This is a genomic window from Streptomyces sp. NPDC002671, assembly GCF_053592475.1.
Window position 1 is genome coordinate 1 of the sequence record NZ_JBSFVU010000029.1, and the last position, 16763, is coordinate 16763.

General features: G+C 69.3%; 21 protein-coding genes and 1 pseudogene. 13 read left to right on the plus strand and 9 right to left on the minus strand.

Annotated features, from left to right (window positions below; genetic code table 11):
• The first annotated feature begins 114 nt into the window (after positions 1 to 114).
• The gene (locus ACWD35_RS34160; RefSeq protein WP_451355306.1) at positions 115 to 816 is read left to right on the plus strand and encodes a phosphotransferase; all 702 of its coding nucleotides are present in this window, start codon (positions 115 to 117) and stop codon (positions 814 to 816) included.
• 422 nt (positions 817 to 1238) lie between these two features.
• On the opposite strand, the gene ACWD35_RS34165 is transcribed toward ACWD35_RS34160, so the two are convergent.
• The gene (locus ACWD35_RS34165; RefSeq protein ID WP_451355233.1) at positions 1239 to 3407 is read right to left on the minus strand and encodes an FG-GAP repeat domain-containing protein; all 2169 of its coding nucleotides are present in this window, start codon (positions 3405 to 3407) and stop codon (positions 1239 to 1241) included.
• A gap of 326 nt (positions 3408 to 3733) precedes the next feature.
• On the opposite strand from ACWD35_RS34165, the gene ACWD35_RS34170 reads away from it, so the two are divergent.
• Both ACWD35_RS34170 and ACWD35_RS34175 read left to right on the plus strand, forming a co-directional pair.
• Positions 3734 to 4267, plus strand: coding sequence for a hypothetical protein (locus ACWD35_RS34170; RefSeq protein ID WP_451355234.1), 534 nt, complete (start codon positions 3734 to 3736; stop codon positions 4265 to 4267).
• A gap of 310 nt (positions 4268 to 4577) precedes the next feature.
• Positions 4578 to 4784: a substrate-binding domain-containing protein gene (locus tag ACWD35_RS34175; protein WP_451355307.1), complete on the plus strand. Its 207-nt coding sequence runs from the start codon at positions 4578 to 4580 to the stop codon at positions 4782 to 4784.
• Here the strand turns inward: ACWD35_RS34175 and tatC are convergent.
• The 4 genes from tatC to ACWD35_RS34195 all read right to left on the minus strand — a co-directional run bounded on the left by tatC (position 4741) and on the right by ACWD35_RS34195 (position 8168).
• Complete coding sequence (gene tatC, locus ACWD35_RS34180; protein ID WP_451355308.1) at positions 4741 to 5697, minus strand: twin-arginine translocase subunit TatC; 957 nt, start codon at positions 5695 to 5697, stop codon at positions 4741 to 4743. The two genes, ACWD35_RS34175 and tatC, sit on opposite strands and share 44 nt — an antisense overlap.
• A 93-nt stretch (positions 5698 to 5790) precedes the next feature.
• Positions 5791 to 6084 (minus strand): Sec-independent protein translocase subunit TatA, encoded by a 294-nt coding sequence (gene tatA / locus ACWD35_RS34185; protein WP_451355235.1) that lies wholly within the window; start codon positions 6082 to 6084, stop codon positions 5791 to 5793.
• A gap of 954 nt (positions 6085 to 7038) precedes the next feature.
• A complete protein-coding gene (locus ACWD35_RS34190) occupies positions 7039 to 7455 on the minus strand; it encodes a hypothetical protein (protein ID WP_451355236.1) in 417 nt (138 codons plus the stop codon).
• A 284-nt stretch (positions 7456 to 7739) separates the two neighbouring features.
• Complete coding sequence (locus ACWD35_RS34195) at positions 7740 to 8168, minus strand: ATP-binding protein (protein WP_451355237.1); 429 nt, start codon at positions 8166 to 8168, stop codon at positions 7740 to 7742.
• Positions 8169 to 8387: 219 nt separating this feature from the next.
• On the opposite strand from ACWD35_RS34195, the gene ACWD35_RS34200 reads away from it, so the two are divergent.
• Entirely contained in the window at positions 8388 to 8528 is a 141-nt protein-coding gene (locus tag ACWD35_RS34200; protein ID WP_451355238.1) for a hypothetical protein, read from the plus strand.
• Positions 8529 to 8732: 204 nt separating this feature from the next.
• Here the strand turns inward: ACWD35_RS34200 and ACWD35_RS34205 are convergent, their stop codons facing one another.
• The gene (locus ACWD35_RS34205) at positions 8733 to 9521 is read right to left on the minus strand and encodes a zf-HC2 domain-containing protein (protein WP_451355239.1); all 789 of its coding nucleotides are present in this window, start codon (positions 9519 to 9521) and stop codon (positions 8733 to 8735) included.
• Between the two features lie 25 nt (positions 9522 to 9546).
• The gene (locus tag ACWD35_RS34210) at positions 9547 to 10149 is read right to left on the minus strand and encodes a sigma-70 family RNA polymerase sigma factor (protein ID WP_451355240.1); all 603 of its coding nucleotides are present in this window, start codon (positions 10147 to 10149) and stop codon (positions 9547 to 9549) included.
• Positions 10150 to 10882: 733 nt separating this feature from the next.
• Here ACWD35_RS34210 and ACWD35_RS34215 point away from each other — a divergent pair.
• From ACWD35_RS34215 to ACWD35_RS34230, 4 genes are all read left to right on the plus strand, one after another.
• The gene (locus ACWD35_RS34215; RefSeq protein ID WP_451355241.1) at positions 10883 to 11182 is read left to right on the plus strand and encodes a plastocyanin/azurin family copper-binding protein; all 300 of its coding nucleotides are present in this window, start codon (positions 10883 to 10885) and stop codon (positions 11180 to 11182) included.
• Complete coding sequence (locus tag ACWD35_RS34220; protein ID WP_451355242.1) at positions 11179 to 12180, plus strand: metallophosphoesterase family protein; 1002 nt, start codon at positions 11179 to 11181, stop codon at positions 12178 to 12180. Before ACWD35_RS34215 ends, ACWD35_RS34220 begins: the two co-directional genes overlap by 4 nt.
• A gap of 35 nt (positions 12181 to 12215) precedes the next feature.
• A complete protein-coding gene (locus ACWD35_RS34225) occupies positions 12216 to 12626 on the plus strand; it encodes a hypothetical protein (protein ID WP_451355243.1) in 411 nt (136 codons plus the stop codon).
• Positions 12627 to 12958: 332 nt separating this feature from the next.
• Positions 12959 to 13537, plus strand: a complete 579-nt coding sequence (locus tag ACWD35_RS34230; protein ID WP_451355244.1) for a Type-2Aa cytolytic delta-endotoxin — start codon at positions 12959 to 12961, stop codon at positions 13535 to 13537.
• A gap of 167 nt (positions 13538 to 13704) precedes the next feature.
• Here the strand turns inward: ACWD35_RS34230 and ACWD35_RS34235 are convergent.
• Positions 13705 to 13845, minus strand: a pseudogene (locus ACWD35_RS34235) (nitroreductase); the annotation flags it as partial.
• 380 nt (positions 13846 to 14225) lie between these two features.
• On the opposite strand from ACWD35_RS34235, the gene ACWD35_RS34240 reads away from it, so the two are divergent.
• From ACWD35_RS34240 to ACWD35_RS34260, 5 genes are all read left to right on the plus strand, one after another.
• On the plus strand, positions 14226 to 14660 hold the full coding sequence (locus tag ACWD35_RS34240) for a MarR family winged helix-turn-helix transcriptional regulator (RefSeq protein WP_451355245.1): 435 nt from the start codon (positions 14226 to 14228) through the stop codon (positions 14658 to 14660).
• Positions 14657 to 15091: a hypothetical protein gene (locus tag ACWD35_RS34245; RefSeq protein ID WP_451355246.1), complete on the plus strand. Its 435-nt coding sequence runs from the start codon at positions 14657 to 14659 to the stop codon at positions 15089 to 15091. Before ACWD35_RS34240 ends, ACWD35_RS34245 begins: the two co-directional genes overlap by 4 nt.
• Before the next feature lie 91 nt (positions 15092 to 15182).
• A complete protein-coding gene (locus ACWD35_RS34250; RefSeq protein ID WP_451355247.1) occupies positions 15183 to 15497 on the plus strand; it encodes a hypothetical protein in 315 nt (104 codons plus the stop codon).
• Between the two features lie 100 nt (positions 15498 to 15597).
• Positions 15598 to 15831, plus strand: coding sequence for a helix-turn-helix domain-containing protein (locus ACWD35_RS34255; RefSeq protein ID WP_451355248.1), 234 nt, complete (start codon positions 15598 to 15600; stop codon positions 15829 to 15831).
• Between the two features lie 406 nt (positions 15832 to 16237).
• The gene (locus ACWD35_RS34260; RefSeq protein WP_451355249.1) at positions 16238 to 16522 is read left to right on the plus strand and encodes a hypothetical protein; all 285 of its coding nucleotides are present in this window, start codon (positions 16238 to 16240) and stop codon (positions 16520 to 16522) included.
• 77 nt (positions 16523 to 16599) lie between these two features.
• Here ACWD35_RS34260 and ACWD35_RS34265 read toward each other — a convergent pair whose 3' ends face one another.
• Positions 16600 to 16731 carry a hypothetical protein gene (locus ACWD35_RS34265; protein WP_451355250.1) on the minus strand — a complete coding sequence of 44 codons (132 nt, stop codon included), beginning with the start codon at positions 16729 to 16731 and terminating at the stop codon, positions 16600 to 16602.
• Between the last annotated feature and the right edge of the window lie 32 nt (positions 16732 to 16763).

Consider the following 16763-nt stretch of genomic DNA (forward strand, 5'->3'; position numbering starts at 1 on the left):
TCAAGAGCCCGATCGACTACGAACACAGCTACCAGGCCAGCCTCACCGAGGAACTGGCTGCATAGGAAGGTCTCCACAGATCGGGGGGATTGACAGGTCGGCTATGCCGAGGCGCTGGCCCGACTCCACGCAGCCACGAGTCCTGACGACATCGGCCTTCTCCCAACCTGGTCCGGTCCCACCCGAGATGACATCGACTCCTTCCTCGGACTTGCTCAGCAACTCGGCAGCACGGTCCCATCCGCGGTGCGGACCGAACTGGACGACCTCGTGAACCGCCTGACCTACGCGTCCGGGCATGCCCTGCTGCACGGCGATCCCTGCCCCGGCAACGACATGCACACCAGCAGCGGAGTCAGGTTCATCGACTTCGAACAGGCCGCGCTCGGCAATGGGCTCGTGGAACTCGCCTACCTTCGCGTCGGCTTCCCGACCTGCTGGTGTGTCACAGCCCCGGCTCAGCCGTTACTGGACGCGGCGGAGGCCGCCTACCGCACGGCCTGGCGCCATGCGACAGGCGCCGATGTCCAGGGCGATCTCACCGACGCGTGCGCGGGCTGGCTGCTTCGAGGCGATGCGCTGGTTGAGCGGGCTTACCGGGGGACCGCCGACCACCTGTCCAAGGTCCCCAACAGAGACTGGCGGTGGGACACCGCGACGGCTCGGCAGCGGCTCGTCCATCGCCTTAGGACCATCAGCCAGATGGCCACACGCGGCAGCGAGCTCGAGAATCTAGGGCAGCTCACCATGGCCATGCGCGACGCAATGCTCACCCGCTGGCCCACGCTGCAACCACTTCCCTCGCAGCGGCCTTAGGGGCGGACAGAGCCGCGAACTCCCGATCCACAGGTGGTCTTGACAATTCCTCCGCGCTGCGCACTGCGCACTGCGACGAGGGCCTTCCCGGAGCCGGTCGCCATCACCACTTGTGTCCGGAGTCCGCGCTCGGGCAGCACGGTCGTTCGATCCTGGACCGGTTCCTGGCAGATCCGCATCTCAGTGTCACTCGGCCAGGCGTGGCTGGGTTGATGGTGTGGGCGTACCCGCGGACCGGAAGGCACCGCCCGTACTCCGCTGCCGGCCGCCTTGGATGCGGCGGCCGGGCCGGCGTACGTGGGGCGGGCCCGGCCGGTCGTCCTGCCCTTCCGGGTCGAGTTGGTCCGGGCGGACCCGCCGGAACCGGACGCGGAGCCGGCCCCCGATCCCTGTGGTCCCGTGTGGGCCGCGGGTCCGCGTCGTCAGGAGATGCGGATGTTCGACCAGTTCGTGGTCTTGCCGACCTGCGACCGGCTGTCGAAGCCGCCGTGGCCGTTGCCCCGGTTCAGCCAGGCGTGGCCGTCCTTGTCGAGCGAAATCAGGTCGGCCCGGCCGTCACCGGACAGGTCGAGCCCGCCGACCACGTCCTTGTAGGTGGTGCCCCAGTCCTTGAACACCAGCGACCGGGGCTTGAAGGTGCCGGCGCCGGTCCCGCCGAACCGCCAGAGCTCGTTCGACGCGTCGAGGGCCAGCAGGTCGTTCTTGCCGTCGCCGTCGAGGTCCCCGGCGGCGATCAGCTTCTTGTAGCTGCCGAAGCCGGACCCGGCGAGCGTGCGGGCCTTGAAGCCGCCCGTGCCGTTGCTCGCGTACACGTACAGCTTCCCGGTCGAGGCGGACCGGGCCAGCAGGTCGGCCCGGCCGTCGCCCGTCACGTCGCCGGGCGAGACGACCGCGTCGTACCCGCTCCAGTCGGAGGACACCTTGACGTGGAACGACGACTGGTCGGGCAGCCCGCCGCAGATCGTCGGGTAGACGTCGGCCTCGCCCTTCGGGTAGCGGACGAACACGTCGTTGCAGCCATCGCCGTCGAGGTCACCGAACGGCACCACCAGCGTGCCCGTCGGCCAGCTGCTCGCGCGCTGCCCCGCGGACAGCTTCGTCATGTCGCCCGCGTACACCTTCAGGCCGCTGCTGTCCCGGCCGAACAGGTCGGCCTTGCCGTCGTCCGTGTAGTCACGCCACTTGGGCAGCGCGCGGCTGGTGGTGGTTGCCTGGTAGACGCCGTCCAGGGCGTAGACGTTCGTCTCGGTCGTCATGTACTCGTCCCACAGCACGACAGGGCGGCCGAGCGCATCGGCGGCCACCTTGGGCACACCGGCGAACTGGGCGCTCGTCGCGCTCAGCCGCCGCGCGGCGGACCAGGTGCCGCCCTTGAAGACGGAGGCCATCGCGTATTCCTGGCCCAAGTAGCCCTCCCGCCACGTCACCGTGACCGTGCCGCCCGAGGTAGCGGTCGCGGCGACCGCGCGCACCTTCTTGTGCGTGGAGAAGGTCTGCGTGTACGTCTGCCAGACACCGGTGGCGGCCGAGCGCACCGCGTACCAGGGGCCGGTCGCGTAGCCGGGCGAGCCGGCGACGAAGAGATCGCCGTTGGGCAGGTACACGGGCGCCGACATCCCGTACGTGCTGCCATAGTCGGCGGCGGACCGGGGGGTGCTCCACTCCGTGGCGCCGGCGGCCCGGCGCGTGTGCATGAGGTGCGCGAGGTCGTCGTAGAACACGTCGAAGCCGCCCTGCGGATTGGCGAACACCTTCGGGCGCGCCAGGTCCACGCCCGGGACCGGGAAGTCCTTGACCGCGGTCCAGGAGGTCGCGCCGGGAGCCTTCTCGAGGGCGACGACGGCCTTGCTCGCCTGCCACTGCCACACCAGCAGGGCGGTGCCGTCCTTGGCGACCGCCAGTTCCATGCCCGAGATGGTCCGGCTGCCGGACGGCGGCTGCTCGTTGAGGTCGGCCGGAGCGGTCCACGCGGCCTCCGGGCCGGCCTTCTCGGCGACCTTCACGACGCCGTAGACCGACCACACGGCGATCAGTCGACCGTCGGGGGCCGCCGCCAGGTGGTAGTAGGCGTGCTCGGGGACCTCGGCGACATACTCGGGCTCGGAGAAGGCGGTCGCGCCGGGCGCGAGGGTGGCCACCTTCAGCCAGTAGTTGTAGTGGTCGTCGGCGCGCTTTTCCGCCCAGACCAGGCGTACCGAGCCGTCGCCGAGCGAGACCAGCTCGGTGTTGAACCCGCCGGCGTCCGGCCAGGACTGCGGGGCGAGCCAGCTGGTGCTGCCGGCCGGCCGGATCCGGGTGAAACGGGAGTGCCCGTCGGTGAGAGAGACGAGGGCGCCGTTCCCGGCCGACACCAGGGCGACCACCCCGCCCGAGACGGAGCCGGGGTCGGGGTTCGAGGCGTGCAGGGTGCGGGTGCCCCACGGGCCCGGCGCACGCGTCCCGACGGCGGCCGGGGCAGTGCCGGCGGCCGTGGCGGTGGTGCCGGTAGCCGCTGCCGTGGCGGTGGTGTGGGCGGCTGCCGGGGCCGTGGCCGCCAGGGCGAGGACGGGAGTGAGCGCGATGCCGAGCACCGCGCGGGACTGCGCAGTCATGGGAATGCCCCCCCGGGCAGGGCGTATCCGGTGGCACGGATTCGCCGAACTGTTCGAACAAGTCAGGCGCAGCGTATATCAACCAAGATCGCCCCGCGGGGGAGGTAGAGGATCCGCCGGCCTGCAAGCCGTACCGCAAGGGCACGGTGGAGGCTCGGAACGGCGCGGTGGAGGAGATGTTCCTGGTCTGCCTTCCGGGGCTACACCCGCCGGGCCCGCCTGGTGGGCGCTCGCCGAGCCAGTGACCAGGTCATCCACGGTGTGTTGGATGCCGATGCGCGGGCCAGTACCATCGGCGCAGTCCCGTCAATCTGGGAGGGCTCTGCATGGCGGACTCGGATACCCGAAGATCTGTCAGCAAAGAGGCATGGGGCGCCATTGGCGTCATTGTGGCGGCACTGATCACCGGCGGGGTGACGCTGTTAGTGCGGGTGCTGCCGGCCAGCCCGGGTCAGCCCGCGGCCAACTCGACGGCGCCGTCCACCGGCACCACTGCGCCGACCAGTGCGGGGAACCGGGGCGCAAGCACGATCGCGGCCATGGTCGGCCACTGGCGCGGCACCGCGCGCGATGAGAACGGCAAAACTTTCACGATCACTTTGACCATCACCAACGGCTGCGCGGTGGACCGGTTGTGCGGCACCATCGGGGTGTCCCATGTGCCGTGCTACGGGGAGATCTCCCTGTTCCGGGTGGTGAGCCGCGACGCGGAGTTCAATGTGGACAACTTCGACGAACGTAGCGACCCCAAGGTGTGCATGCCGGGCGCCGGGGAGCACTTCCAGCTGACCTCCGCGGGTCGACTGGCGTACCGCACCGACTATCATCCGTTGGCTCTAGGCACGCTGGACCGCACCTGATATCAGCGGGTCTCGACCAGGATGCCGCGCTCGGTCAGCCGCTTGAGCCCGGGGCGGACCGCGGGCAGGCGGAACAGCTGCTCAGGTCGGGCGCGGAAGGACTCCACACCTGCCGCGGAACTCGACTCGGTCAGCTCCGACCACCACCACCGAGTCCTGCTCGCCCTGCGTCACCTGGCCGCGCTCGGCCACGACGCGGTCACCCTCGCGGCCCGCTGCGACATCTGGACGGTGATGATGGTGCGCAGCGGTTACGCCGAAGGCTGTGCGGCCCTCGGCCTGACCCCGCAGCCGGTGATCGACGATCGTCATCGACGACCCCGCCACGGCCCCCGAGCGGGCGGCCGGCCGACTCGCCGAGGCCGTCGAGAAGGGGGTCCGAGCGGCGCTCGTACACAACGACCAGGACGCCATCCAGCTCCCGGCGTTGCTGCGCGCGCGGGGCCTGTCCGTGCCCGAGGACTTGGCACTGATCAGCTACGACGACGTCTTCGCGGCGCTCGGCCACCGCCGTTGACCGCAGTGGCCCCGCCCAAGCGGGCCGTCGGCTCGGCCGCCGTCGACCTGCTGCTGCACGGCTGCGGCGCGGCTCGACCCTCCCGGTCCACAGGGTCGAACTGCTCCCCGAACTGAAGGTGCGGCCGTCCTGCCCCGTCGGCGGCTCCCACTGCCTCTCTGCGGGCCTTGCGCCGGTCATTGAGAAGCGAAAAGACAACGGCGGCGAAATAGAGCACCAAGATCGGCGCGGCCAGCGCCAGCATGGTCAGCGGGTCCGTGCTCGGCGTCGCCACAGCCGAAAAGACCGTGATCCCCAGCGTCATGCCGCGCCACCAGCGGAGCATCCGCCGGCCGGACAGCACCCCGGTGAGGTTCAGCATCACGAGCAGCAGCGGCATCTCGAAGGAGAGACCAAAGACGACCACCATGCGGGTGACGAGGTCGAGTAGATCGTCCAGCGGCAGCAGGTTGTCCACCCCGTGCGGGGTGAAGTCGATCAACACCTTCGCGGTCGTGGGCAGCACCTTGTAGGCGAAGAAGGCGCCGCCGAAGAACAGCGGGACGCCCGCGCCGACGAACGCGTAGGCGTACTTCCGCTCGTGCTTGTGCAGGCCGGGGGCAACGAACGCCCACAGCTGGTACAGCCATATCGGTGAGGCCAGCACGACGCCAGCCATCAGGGACACCTTCAGCGCCAGGGTGAACGGCGCGAGCAGACCGTTGATCGTGATACGCGCGCAGGTGGTGTGCGCGGTCTGCTTGGCCAGATCGGCGAAGGACGTCGGGCATCCGACCGAGTCCAGCACCGGCCTGGTGAAGAAGTTGATGATGTCCTTGTAGGAGAAGGCCGTGGCGATCGTGACGACCAGGATGGCCAAGGCGGCCTTGGCAAGCCGCTTGCGGAGTTCACGAAGGTGCTCTGCGAGCGGCATCCGCCCCTCGGGATCCTTCTCCTTGTTGCGGACCGACTGGGGCACGCCACGTCCTCATCTCGTGCGGCAGACCGGAGACCCACCGGCCCTGCGTCAGTGGCTGGTCGTGCTGTCCGTGGGCACGGTGCGGGCGGTGGCGGTGTCTCCGGGAGCGCCCGAGATCGTCCGCGGTGCCGGTGCCGGTGCCGGTGCCGGTGCAGGCTCAGGTTCGGGGTGTGCTTCGTGTGAGGCGCCGTCGTCCTTCATGGCCCTGGTCTCGCTCTTGAGGATCCGTACGGACTTGCCCAGCGCCCGGGCGGTGTCGGGCAGTTTCTTCGAGCCGAAGACCAAAACCACGACCGCGACCAGGAGCAGCAGGTGCCAGGGCTCCAGCGCATTGCGGAACATCGTCACACCACCTCTCCGAACGCACGCTTGCTACCGTGCGTAGCTGTACAGCACTGCCGAAGAGGCCGCTGCCCAGTACCCGCCGGGCCCCTGCGACGGCTTTCATACCTGCCTCGGGTATCCGTGCCGCCTGGTCCTGCGTGGCAGCGGTGGGAGCGGGAGCGCCCGCGGCGCATCGTGACTTGCCCCCCGAGCATGCCCCCATCGCTCTCCGGCGGGCGCGTCCAGCACGGTTGCCCGTCCGCCGATACGGCGAAGAGTTCCCCTTCCGCGTCCCGGCCGCACTCGGCCGGGACATCACGCTGCTGGACGCGGTTGATGTCCACGACCCGGCAGGGCTCTCCACCGACGGATGCCTGGCACTCGTCGTCGCAGAAGGGGATCCGCAGCAGGTGGCCGGGCAGCCCGGCGTGCGTGCCCGCGCCCGCGGTCTCGTGCGCGGGCGACTGGGAGGCGGCTTCCCGGTGCACTTGGCACGGCGGTTTCACAGGTGTCCGCCGCCCGCGGCATCGGGAGATTCCCACGGCGTCGTCCAGCCCGGCCTCACAAGTGACTTCGTCGCCCGTCGCCGCCGCAACCGCGGGCAGCTCGAACGGCAACAGGCTTACGGCAAGGCGCAGTTCGCAGCCTGTGACCTGCAGGGCCACCTGCGCTGGCTGCCCGGCCCGCGGAATGCGCGGGGGTGCTTGGGCCGGATGGACGCCCAACTGCTTCCCCTGGGAGCAACCACGTTCGGGCACCTGGAACAGCCGATGGGTCCTCGCGTTCGGCCACGGTGCATTCATCGGCCTTCCCCCGCGTGACCGCTTCTGCCGTCGGCCGGCGCGACGTTCACGCATGGCTGTCGGGCGTGAAAGGCGAGGCAAGTGGAATTGGCCGGTTGCTGCGAGGGCGTGCCGGGTGTCGATGTCCTTGCGGGTCATGTGTCCTTCTTCCCGTCGGGTCGGGGTCGATTCAGATTCCGGGGTGCCCGGCGGCCGTCCAGGCGGCGTACTCCTGACGGACGTAGAGGCGACGGCTGGGGGCGAGTGTGATCGCGTCGGGGTGGTGCGGGCCGACCACCAGGTCGGGATGGCGGCGGTCGTGCAGGACGAGTTGTTCGGCGGTTTCTGCGGCGGCTGCGGCCGGGCCGGGGCCGGGGTTGTCGAGGGCCATCCGGTCCATGAGGGCGGCCCGGCGTAGCAGCCAGGCGCGTTCGGCGGCCGTCGCATTGACCGGGGGGCCGGTGACGGGCCTGGCCTGGCGGCCGTCGCGTTCGGCCCCGAGGGCGAGCACTTGGTGCATCTCGCGGCGCAGGTCTGGCGCATTCGCGTACGCCTCGTGCGGGGGCGGGGCGCCGATGCCCTCGCCGCTGTTCGGGGTGACGTCCACATTCACACCTTGGCCGGTACGCGGGGTCGGCGCCGCAGCGTTGACACAGCACCGTGTCGTGGTCGGGGTCGCTGTGATCAAGGGCCGATGGGTGTGCCGCTGACCGCATGCGCACCCGGGCCGGACCGGGCAGCCGTCGATGGGGCACGGCTTGTGGGTCGCGAAGGCCCACTCGGCGGGGTCGTCGGGTGACCCGGCGCCGCAGCCGCCCCCGGTGACCCGTTGCTGTGCCGCAGTGCCGGCCCCGGCAGGGGGTCGCAGCTCGTGCGGCATGTCCGGGCCGGTCATGGCGAGCACCTCAGGCAGGCGCGGACTTCGCGGCCGCTGCGTGTCTGGTGGACCTCGGTCGACTGGGCGAGGTACTGGACGATGCCGGTGCCGCGGCCGTGTTCGTCGGGGGCGATGTCGGGGCGCTGGCGTTCCACGGTCGTGCCGGAGTCAGTGACCACAATGTGCAGAGTGCCGTGGTCGAGGACGAGCAGCAGGGTCATGCGCTCGCGGCCGTACTGGGCGGCGTTGGCAGCGAGTTCGTCGACGATGAGAACGGCGGAGTCCCGCTCGCCTGCGGGCACACTCCAGGTCTCCAGCAGATCGGCCGCGAAGTGACGAGCGGCGGAGACGTGCGCCTCCTGCGCAGGCAGGGTGAGCAGCGCCTGGTGGTGGCAGGGCTGGCCGAGCAGTGAACTCGGGCTGGAGAAATCGGTTACAAACATGATCTTTTCGCTCTTTTGTGGATGCGTGGAGACCGGAACGGGGGAGACCGCCATCACCTTCAGGGCGGTCGGTGGGCCGGATCCTGCATGGGCGCTCATTCAGTTCCACGGGCGACGCATGCTGAACGGTTCGAGCTATTCGCCCCTTTTGTTCGACTTCTGGCGAGTCGTGTCCGTGCCGGCGACCTGGCTGGGCGCACTCGTCTCTGCCGGAGCTCGATGCCCTGCCCGCATCTCGGCTCGGTCGCGGCCCTCGGCGTGCAGACGCTCTGGATCCCCTTCTCCGTGCTGCACGGACTTCGGAGGAAAAGGAGAGTTGAGGTCGCCGGCGGCGCCACCGGGCACCCGGACACGGAGTGAACGCCCCGTCGGCGCACTCACGCATCAAGTCGGCCGAGGACTGGGCCGGTTCGCCGGATCCGGGGTGAGGGTGACCAGGGCCCGGAAACCGTCGGCGCGCCGCGAGAAGGACCAGGGCGCCTGCTTCGGCCTCCTCCCGGCGGAGGTTTGGCGCCACGCGAGGATGCCTGCTAAGCGCTGCATCGTCGCCGTCTTGGCCTTGCCTCACGCCCGGATGGTGACCAGCTTCTGACCGTTGTCTGCGAGGATCTCAAAGTGCTCGATGGCTTCCGGGGACATGGCAACCGCCCCTGGGATCGTGGTGCCGGGAGGGTACTGGCCTGCCCGCCAGGTGGCGACGTCTGTCCTGGCGCCGCCGGGTCCGACCGCCTGGAGCCGGCAGGTGATTCCGGCGGGCGCACCCTTGGCGGAGACCCGCAGGACACTGCCCCAGGCAGAGGGGTAGACCTTCACCGAGGCGGTGACGCCGGTGGTGGGGTCGCTGCCGGAGAAGGTGCGCCGGGCAGCCGGCGCGGTCGGCCCGGGCGGCGTCGCCTGACTGCCCACGGTTCCGATGGCCGCCAGCCATGTGCCGCCGGCCGCCGCAGCGATGAACACCAGGGAGGCGGCGGCGCCGGCCAGTTGCAGACGCCAGGTCCTTCGGCGTCGGGCCGCGGCCTGCTGCAGCAACCTCTCCAGCGCACCCGCCTGTGGTGCCTGCGGTACCACAGGCACGGCGGGCCGTGCGGGCGAGGAGCCTTGCGCGCTTTCGGCTGCCCGTGCCACCAGCCGGTCGGCCGGGTCCCCGTGGGCTGTCGGCACCGTCTGGCCTGAGGCTTCGGCTTCGGTCACCGTTGCCAGCAACGCAGGCAGTCCCGCCAGCTGGGTGTGTTCGGCCCGGCATTCGGCGCATTCCGTGAGGTGGACGCGCACCTGTTCCATTTCCGCCGAGGGCAGCGTGCCCAGGACGTATCCTCCCAGCGCCTGCCTGAGGGCGTCGTGCTCCGCACTCATGGTCGCCACCTCCTGCACGCCGCGGTCATGGCTCGATTCCCCGTTCCTGCAGCGCCAGCCGCAGGGCGTGCAGGGCGTAGTACGTCCGTGACTTCACGGTGCCCAGCGGGATGCCCAGCACCTGTGCGGCCTCCACCATGGTCCGGCCCTTGTAGTAGGTCTCCAGCAGCACCGCGCGGTGGTCCGGGGACAGCGTCCGGACGGCGTCGGCGACCGCCCAGCTCTGCAGTGCCTGCTCGATCTCGTCCTCGCCCGGTGTCTGCTCGGCGGCTCGTTCCAGCGCGTCGCCGCCGACCTCGGCCGGCCTGGCCTGCCGGGCCCGGTGGGCGTCGATGACCAGATGCCGGGCGACCGTACACAGCCATGCCCGGGCCGGGCCGCGTGCGGGGTCGAACGCGGCTGGATGCTGCCACGCTCTGAGCAGCGTCTCCTGCACCACATCCTCCGCCCATTGCCGATCTCCCGAGGTCAGTCGCAGCGCATAGTGGAACAGGGGCCCTGCGTGCTCCGCGTAAAGGGTGCGCAGCAGTTCCTCATCCGCGGTCGAAAGGGTCCCTTTACCAGAGACACGGTGCGCGGAGCGTTCCGGATCGGTCCTTAGCTCACGTTTTCGGGGACTCCAGGGCATAAGTCGATCATCGCTCAGATGTACTGCTTTGTCCTCTAACGCACGGCGCGAAGCAGGTGACGCTCTGTGGCCGCCGCGGGCGGGGCTCTGTGCCAGTCCCGTAAAAGGCGATGTCATGAACTCCAATAAAAAGTGCATATAGGTCGAACCGTAGGCCCTTGCCGTCCGTGGAGCCAGACAAGAGCGAATTTACGCGCAATTCCTCATCAATGCCCCACGCGACAAAGGACGGTTCAGAGGTGACCGAGATACACCATGCGACGCACGCGCTCCTGGCGCCGGCCACGCTCGCCTCGCCCCCGCGCATCGAAGTCGGCGCCACCGCGTACCACCCGTACGGGCGCCCGCGGCCTACGGCAGCACCCATGCTCGATCGCTGGGTCCGTGCACGCGGCCATGAACACGGCATCCGCCACATATCCCTGCGGTTGCGTGCGCCCAGCCGGCGCAGTCCCCGTTTCCGCCTGATCAGTGAGGAACGGACACCATGTACCTGAACTTTCGCACGCCAGGCCGTCGATCGCGCACTGCGGCCGGGCTGGCCGTCGCCGCCATCGCCACTGCCGGCGCGCTGGGGCTCCTCAGCTCATGCGGCCAGCCCTCGCATTCCTCGTCCACCAGAGCCGGCGCCATCACGCCCGGTCCGGGGCAGCACCAGACGGCAGGCATGCCCGGAGCCGCGGGGCCGGGAAACACGGCGGGCTCTGTTCCCGGCGCCTCGCCGATGCCCGGCATGAGCATGCCCATGAGTCCCTCGGGTACGGCCGCGCCGGTGACCGGGAACGCCGTGGCGATCAAGAACTTCGCATTCTCCTCGGCCACGCTGAAGGTCAAAGTGGGCACGACGGTGACCTGGACCAATCAGGACACCGACGCCCACACCGTCACCAGCGCCGGATCGGGCGGCCCGTTGCATTCCGCCGCCCTGGCCACCCATGCCACCTACAGCTACACGTTCACCAAGCCCGGCACCTACGCCTACCTCTGCACCATCCATCCGTTCATGACCGGCACCGTGGAGGTGACCCGATGACCGACTACTACGACAGTCACGACGGAGCTCAGGCCGACGGCACCGGTCAGCCCGACACCGAATTCGGTATGAGTCGGCGTCAACTCCTCCGGCATGCAGGCTGGTTCGGTGGCGCGGTGGTGCTGACCGTGGCCGGTGGAGAGGTGATCAGCCACATCGCCGACTCCCGGGACACCAACGCCGGGGCCGTCGCCGGGGCCGCCGCAGCGGGAAGCGGCGCGCTGCGGTTCGTGCAGGTCTCCGACAGCCATATCGGGTTCCAGGGTCCGGCGAACATGGACGTGGTCGGCTCATTCACCGAAGCGATCAACCAGGTCAACTCGCTTGGATTCAGACCGGACTTCGTCATGCACAGCGGCGACCTGACCCACCTGTCCACGGCCGGGCAGTTCGACCAGGTCAAGCAGATGATGGCCGGAATGAAGACAGACCGCATCTTCACCGTGCCGGGCGAGCACGACTCCATCGGCGATGCGGGCCGCGCCTACCGGCGGACCTTCGGCATGGGCACGCTCGGCGATGGCTGGTACAGCTTCGACACCCACGGCGTGCACTTCATCGCCCTGGTCAACACGCTGAGCCTGGAGAAGCTCGGCCACCTCGGCAACGACCAGATCGCCTTCGTTCGCAAGGACATCTCCGGACTGTCGTCGGACACCCCCATCGTGGTCTTCAGCCACATACCGCTGTTCGCCATGTACCCGAAGTGGGGCTGGAGCACCGACGACGCCCTCAAGGTCATCGCCCTCCTGCGCCGCTTCTCCTCCGTCACTTGTCTCAACGGGCACGTCCACCAGCTGTTCACCAAGACAGAGGGCAACATCACCTTCCACTCCGCCACGACCACCGCCTACCCCCTGCCCAAACCGGGTCGCGCCCCCGCCCCGACCCCACAGGTCGTCCCTGCCCGGCAGCTCAAAGACGCACTCGGCATCCGCAGCGTCGGCTACCGCCGAGGCGACCGCGAACTGGCCATCAAGGACCAGAGGCTGGCATGAACACCCAAAGATTTCTCGCCCCCACCTTGCGGTCGATGACCGCCGCAACCCTCGCCGCCGGCGGATACATCCACGCCGAGCTCTATATCGACGAGTACCGCTTCATCCACATCATCGGCCCCCTGTTCCTGCTCCAGGCCAGCGCTTCCTTCGCCCTCGCTCTCCTGCTGCTGATCGGGACACCACCCCTGCTGCTGAGGACCGCCGTGGCGGGCGTCGCGCTCGGTGTCCTCGGCGGCTTCACCGCTTCGCGCACCGTGGGCGTGTTCGGATTCACCGAGCACGGTCTGCAGCCCGCGCCACAAGCCGTCCTCAGCCTCCTCGCCGAAACCGGCACGCTGCTGCTCCTCGCCATCTGGCAGGTGACCCTGATCAGACAACACCGGGCTGCCCGACCGCCCGTCAGGACACCCGACTGGGCCACCACCCGTACACCACCCAACTGAAGCACCACCACGAAGCCGCCCGGGATGCCTGCGTCCTGGCTCGCGGTGCGGCGGGACGACATGGCAACACGGGGCGATCATGCGGGTGCTCACCGGTTGCCAATTCCGTGACGGCCCAGGCACTGCACGCCCTGCTGCTTACCGAAGCCCCCCCGTTCGGCCTGACCACCCTCTACCAGGCTGCGCGAGCCGCAGGCGGACAACGGTGTGATGCCGTACGCGAAGAGACCCGCACCTGCGCGAACCCCACCGGCGCCCCGCGGGTAGCGGTGGCGCACCGCTGCGGCATACTGACGCCTCACCAGTGCAACAAAATGTTTAAGGAGGGGAAGTTGACAGCCTGTTTCAGGACCGTCACCGAGGTGGGAGAGGCCCATCTTGCCCAAGCGGAGGCCCTGGGGCGTGCCTTCCAGGAGGCGATCGCGCCGGCCACCGTCAACTACGACTTCGGTCACATTCGCGATGCCGCCGCCATGCTTCCCGACAGCGACATCGTCAAGATGGTCCGTGGTTGGGGGCTCCAGGAGGAGGCGCCGATCCTGGTGATGGCGCTCTCCCTCAAGGAGGCGGTCCGCCAGGCACTCCCGCCCGAGGCGGCTCAGGCGTCGTTCTGGGACACCGTCGAGCGCGGCCTCATGGATGCCTTCACCGGTCTCGCGGAGCAGGAGGGCGAACCGGGACTGGCTTACTACGAGGAGGGGCCGGACCACACCAGCTACTACCGCGATCTGTTCTTCGCCCTCCAGGACGAGGAAGCCGGCGCGTACCTGTACGCCGTTGCCTTCTGCGCCGACGTCACCGTCGGCTTCGGCAAGTCCCGTGTGGGGACCCTGGGCCTCACCGACACCGCACCGTTCGCGGTCCGGCTCAACGCGATCGTCGTGCGCCAGAAGCTCGTGAACGTGGCCTGATCCTCCGGGCATCGCCCGCCGCTTCCTTCCGGGGCTGTCCCGCGTAGGTGCTGCGGCCGGTCCCCCGCAGTCCCCACAACCAGTCAAGGCCCGCCGTCCCGGGCCGCGAACTGCGCACTGCTGCGACACGACGAGGATGGCGCCCCGCCGAACCGCACCGGGGTGGATCTTGACCTGTCGAGGTCGTCACGCTCGATTCCCAGCGCTTCGTACCGCTGGGCGGCTGCGGCGGAAACCCGGTCCAGATACGGCAAGGTCAGTTCGGCCGGGTACATCGGATACTCCCGCTCATCACCCAGGTCTGGCGCTGGACAGTGTCCTGACGATCAGTTGCCACGCGTCGCCCACCAGTGGAAACGGCGCGCCGCAGACCGACGCCCACCAGCGCCACGCCCTGGCCGCGCTGCGTGGCGGTGGCCAGCTGCAACCGCAGTGTGGCGGGGGCCTCGGGAGCGGTCGTCGTGATGCGATCGTAGGCGCCAATCACGTGCAACCCGCTCTCCTTCGGCGGTACTTGACGTGCGGTGGCAGGCGGCCAGGCGACGCGATCGTCCGCGAATACCCCGACAAGATCCCCGTACGGAAACGGTCGGTGGCGCGGTAGCCCTCCCGGCAGAATCGGGCGCCCGGCACGCTCACTGCCAAAGGGTTTGCGAATCGCTATTACGATTTCGTAATATCCGAAAGCGTGAAGTCCGAATCCGTACCACCTGGGCGGTCGGTGCTGCTGGCCTTGCAGCGCGCGACCCACGCCACCTTGCATCTGATCGCTACCGAACTCGTCGACCTCGACCTGACCGCCTCCGAGATCAACGCCCTGGCCAACCTCGCCGACGACCAGGGCCGTACCGTGTCCCAGCTGGGTGCCGCCGTCGGCACCCGCCCCACGACGCTGACCAGTGTGCTGGACCGGTTGGAGCGACGTGGTCACGTCACCCGTAGTACGCGCGCGGGTGACCGCCGCTCGGTGCTCATCGAACTCACCGAGTCGGGACGGGCGGCGGCGGTCCTGATCACACAGACACTGGCCGATATCGAGAACCGTGCGCTGGACGGGCTGCCCGCCGAGGCGGTCACCGGATTCCGCGCGGTTATGGATGCGTTGATCAAGGAGGGGTCGTGATCGGGCGCGACCACGGTGCGGACGAGGAGTCCTCACTGTTCACGGAGCTGATGGGGGAGGTGATGACCACCGCCGAGCGGTTCGGACACCGCGAGCACATCCACCTGACCTGGCTGGCCGTGCGGCGCTGCGGAACCGCCGCGGCGGTCGACGTGGTCAGCGACGGCATCCAGCGCACCGCCCGTTACGCAGGCGCCTCGCAGAAATACAACGCCACCGTCAGCCGAGCCTGGGTCGAGCTGGTGGGCCACCACACCGGCCAATCGGATGCTGCGGACTTCGACGGCTTCGCCGGCCGACACCCCGCCCTGCTCGACAAGAAGCTGCTGGCCCGCTTCTACCGGTCCTCGACGTTGGCCGGCACCCCGGCCAGGACCGGCTGGGTCGAGCCCGACCTCGCGCCCTTCCCCTGGCAACACGCCGGTGAGTGAGAACTGAACTGCACATCGATCAGCAACGGCCCTCCCCGCCTCGACCGGCAGCCACGCGGGGAGGGCTGTTCGGCGTCCGGAGGCGTTCGTGGTGACGGCGTCAGCGAAGGTCCCAGCGGTCTTACGACTGCTGGTGGCCGGCGAGGTGCCGGTCCTGCGGGGCGACGCATGTGTTGTTGCCGGTGTCGTCGCCGGTCAGGAGGGCTGGCTGGTCGCGCTGGCGGACGATCCGGCCTGCGTGCTGCCGGTTCCCGCGGGTTCGGCGGTTGCGGACGCGATGTCGGCGGCGACCGGGTTCGCGTTCACCGCGCGGACGCGCCTTGGGATGGTCGCGGTGTCCGCCTGGCTGCTGGTGTCCGTGGTCTGCCACGGGCGGCTGCTGGCGCCCGGCTGGCCGCCTCCCTGACCGTGGAGTCGATCAACACGAGTCCGCCCTGACGGAGATCGTCGCGACGGGCCGCCCTGGCGGCTGGCATGTCCAAAAACCGTTCCGGGGGGTCGCCTCGATGGCGTTGATCGATGAGCCGGTCCGGGTTACGCGCGGGACGCTGGACCGCTGGCTGCGGTCCTGGCGGGAGGGCGGCTTCGACGCACTACTGCCGCCGACCAGGCAGGTCACCCCCAGGCCGCCGGAGGAGGTGCTGGACCTGACCGCGGCCTTGAAGCGGGAGAATCCGTCGCGGTCGACCGCGCAGGTGGTGCGGATCCTGCAGCAGCACCTGGGCTGGGATCCGTCCTAGCCGAAGATCGCAGGTCACAAGGCCCATCTGTGCGCTTTGGTTGATGATCATTCGCGGACGGTGGTCGGGCACCGGTGGGGCGGCGCGGAGGACAGCGTCCGCCTGGCGGCAGCGCTCCGGCGCCTACAGCTTCCACGTCGACCGGCAGGCGCGCACCGTGACCCGTCCGCACGGGATCACCTCGCCAATTTCAGCGGCTCTGCCGTGAGTTGACCGGCTAGAGATCACCAACGGCATCAGTTCCGTGAAGCCCCGGTTCGCCCAGCCCTGACCACAGCAGATGTCCGGTCTGGATGACCAATGCGCCTATCCGAGTGCCTTCCGGACATCCCGCGAGCGAGTTACGCGCGGTGGGGCATATGTCGTTTCGGGCGAGGTGACCTCGGGATCCGTGAGGAGATCAGCTATGTACGCAGTAGTTCGGCGGTACGAAGGGGTGACTGATCCTGCCGAGGCGGGACGCCAAGTGGACGAGGGATTCGTATCTCTCCTCCGCCAAGTCCCTGGATTCGTAGCCTACTACTGGGTTGACGCCGGGGACGGAGTGATGGTCTCTACCAGCGTCTTTGAAGACCAAGCCGGGGCCGACGAGTCGATCAGGAGGGCGGCGGACTTCGTTCGGGACAACCTCGCGCCACTGCTCCCCAACCCTCCTCAGGTCACGGCCGGCCAGGTTGTGGCTGCTGGGTAGCGACCTCCGCAGCGGCGCTGGATTCCACGTACCCCCCCCATGCCGCTGACCTGGTCATTCCCAAATTCCGGACAGAGTCAAAGGGCGACGGCATCCACCTCAGCGAGCACCAGCAGCCCGAGCCCGCCGAGCTGCTTGGCCAGCGGTCCGGACACCCGCCTCCGGTACCCGAGTTCCTCTGATTCGCTGTCCGGGCGCAGTCCCGGCATGACCGGGGGCGGGGTGGCTCCGGTGCAGGGCC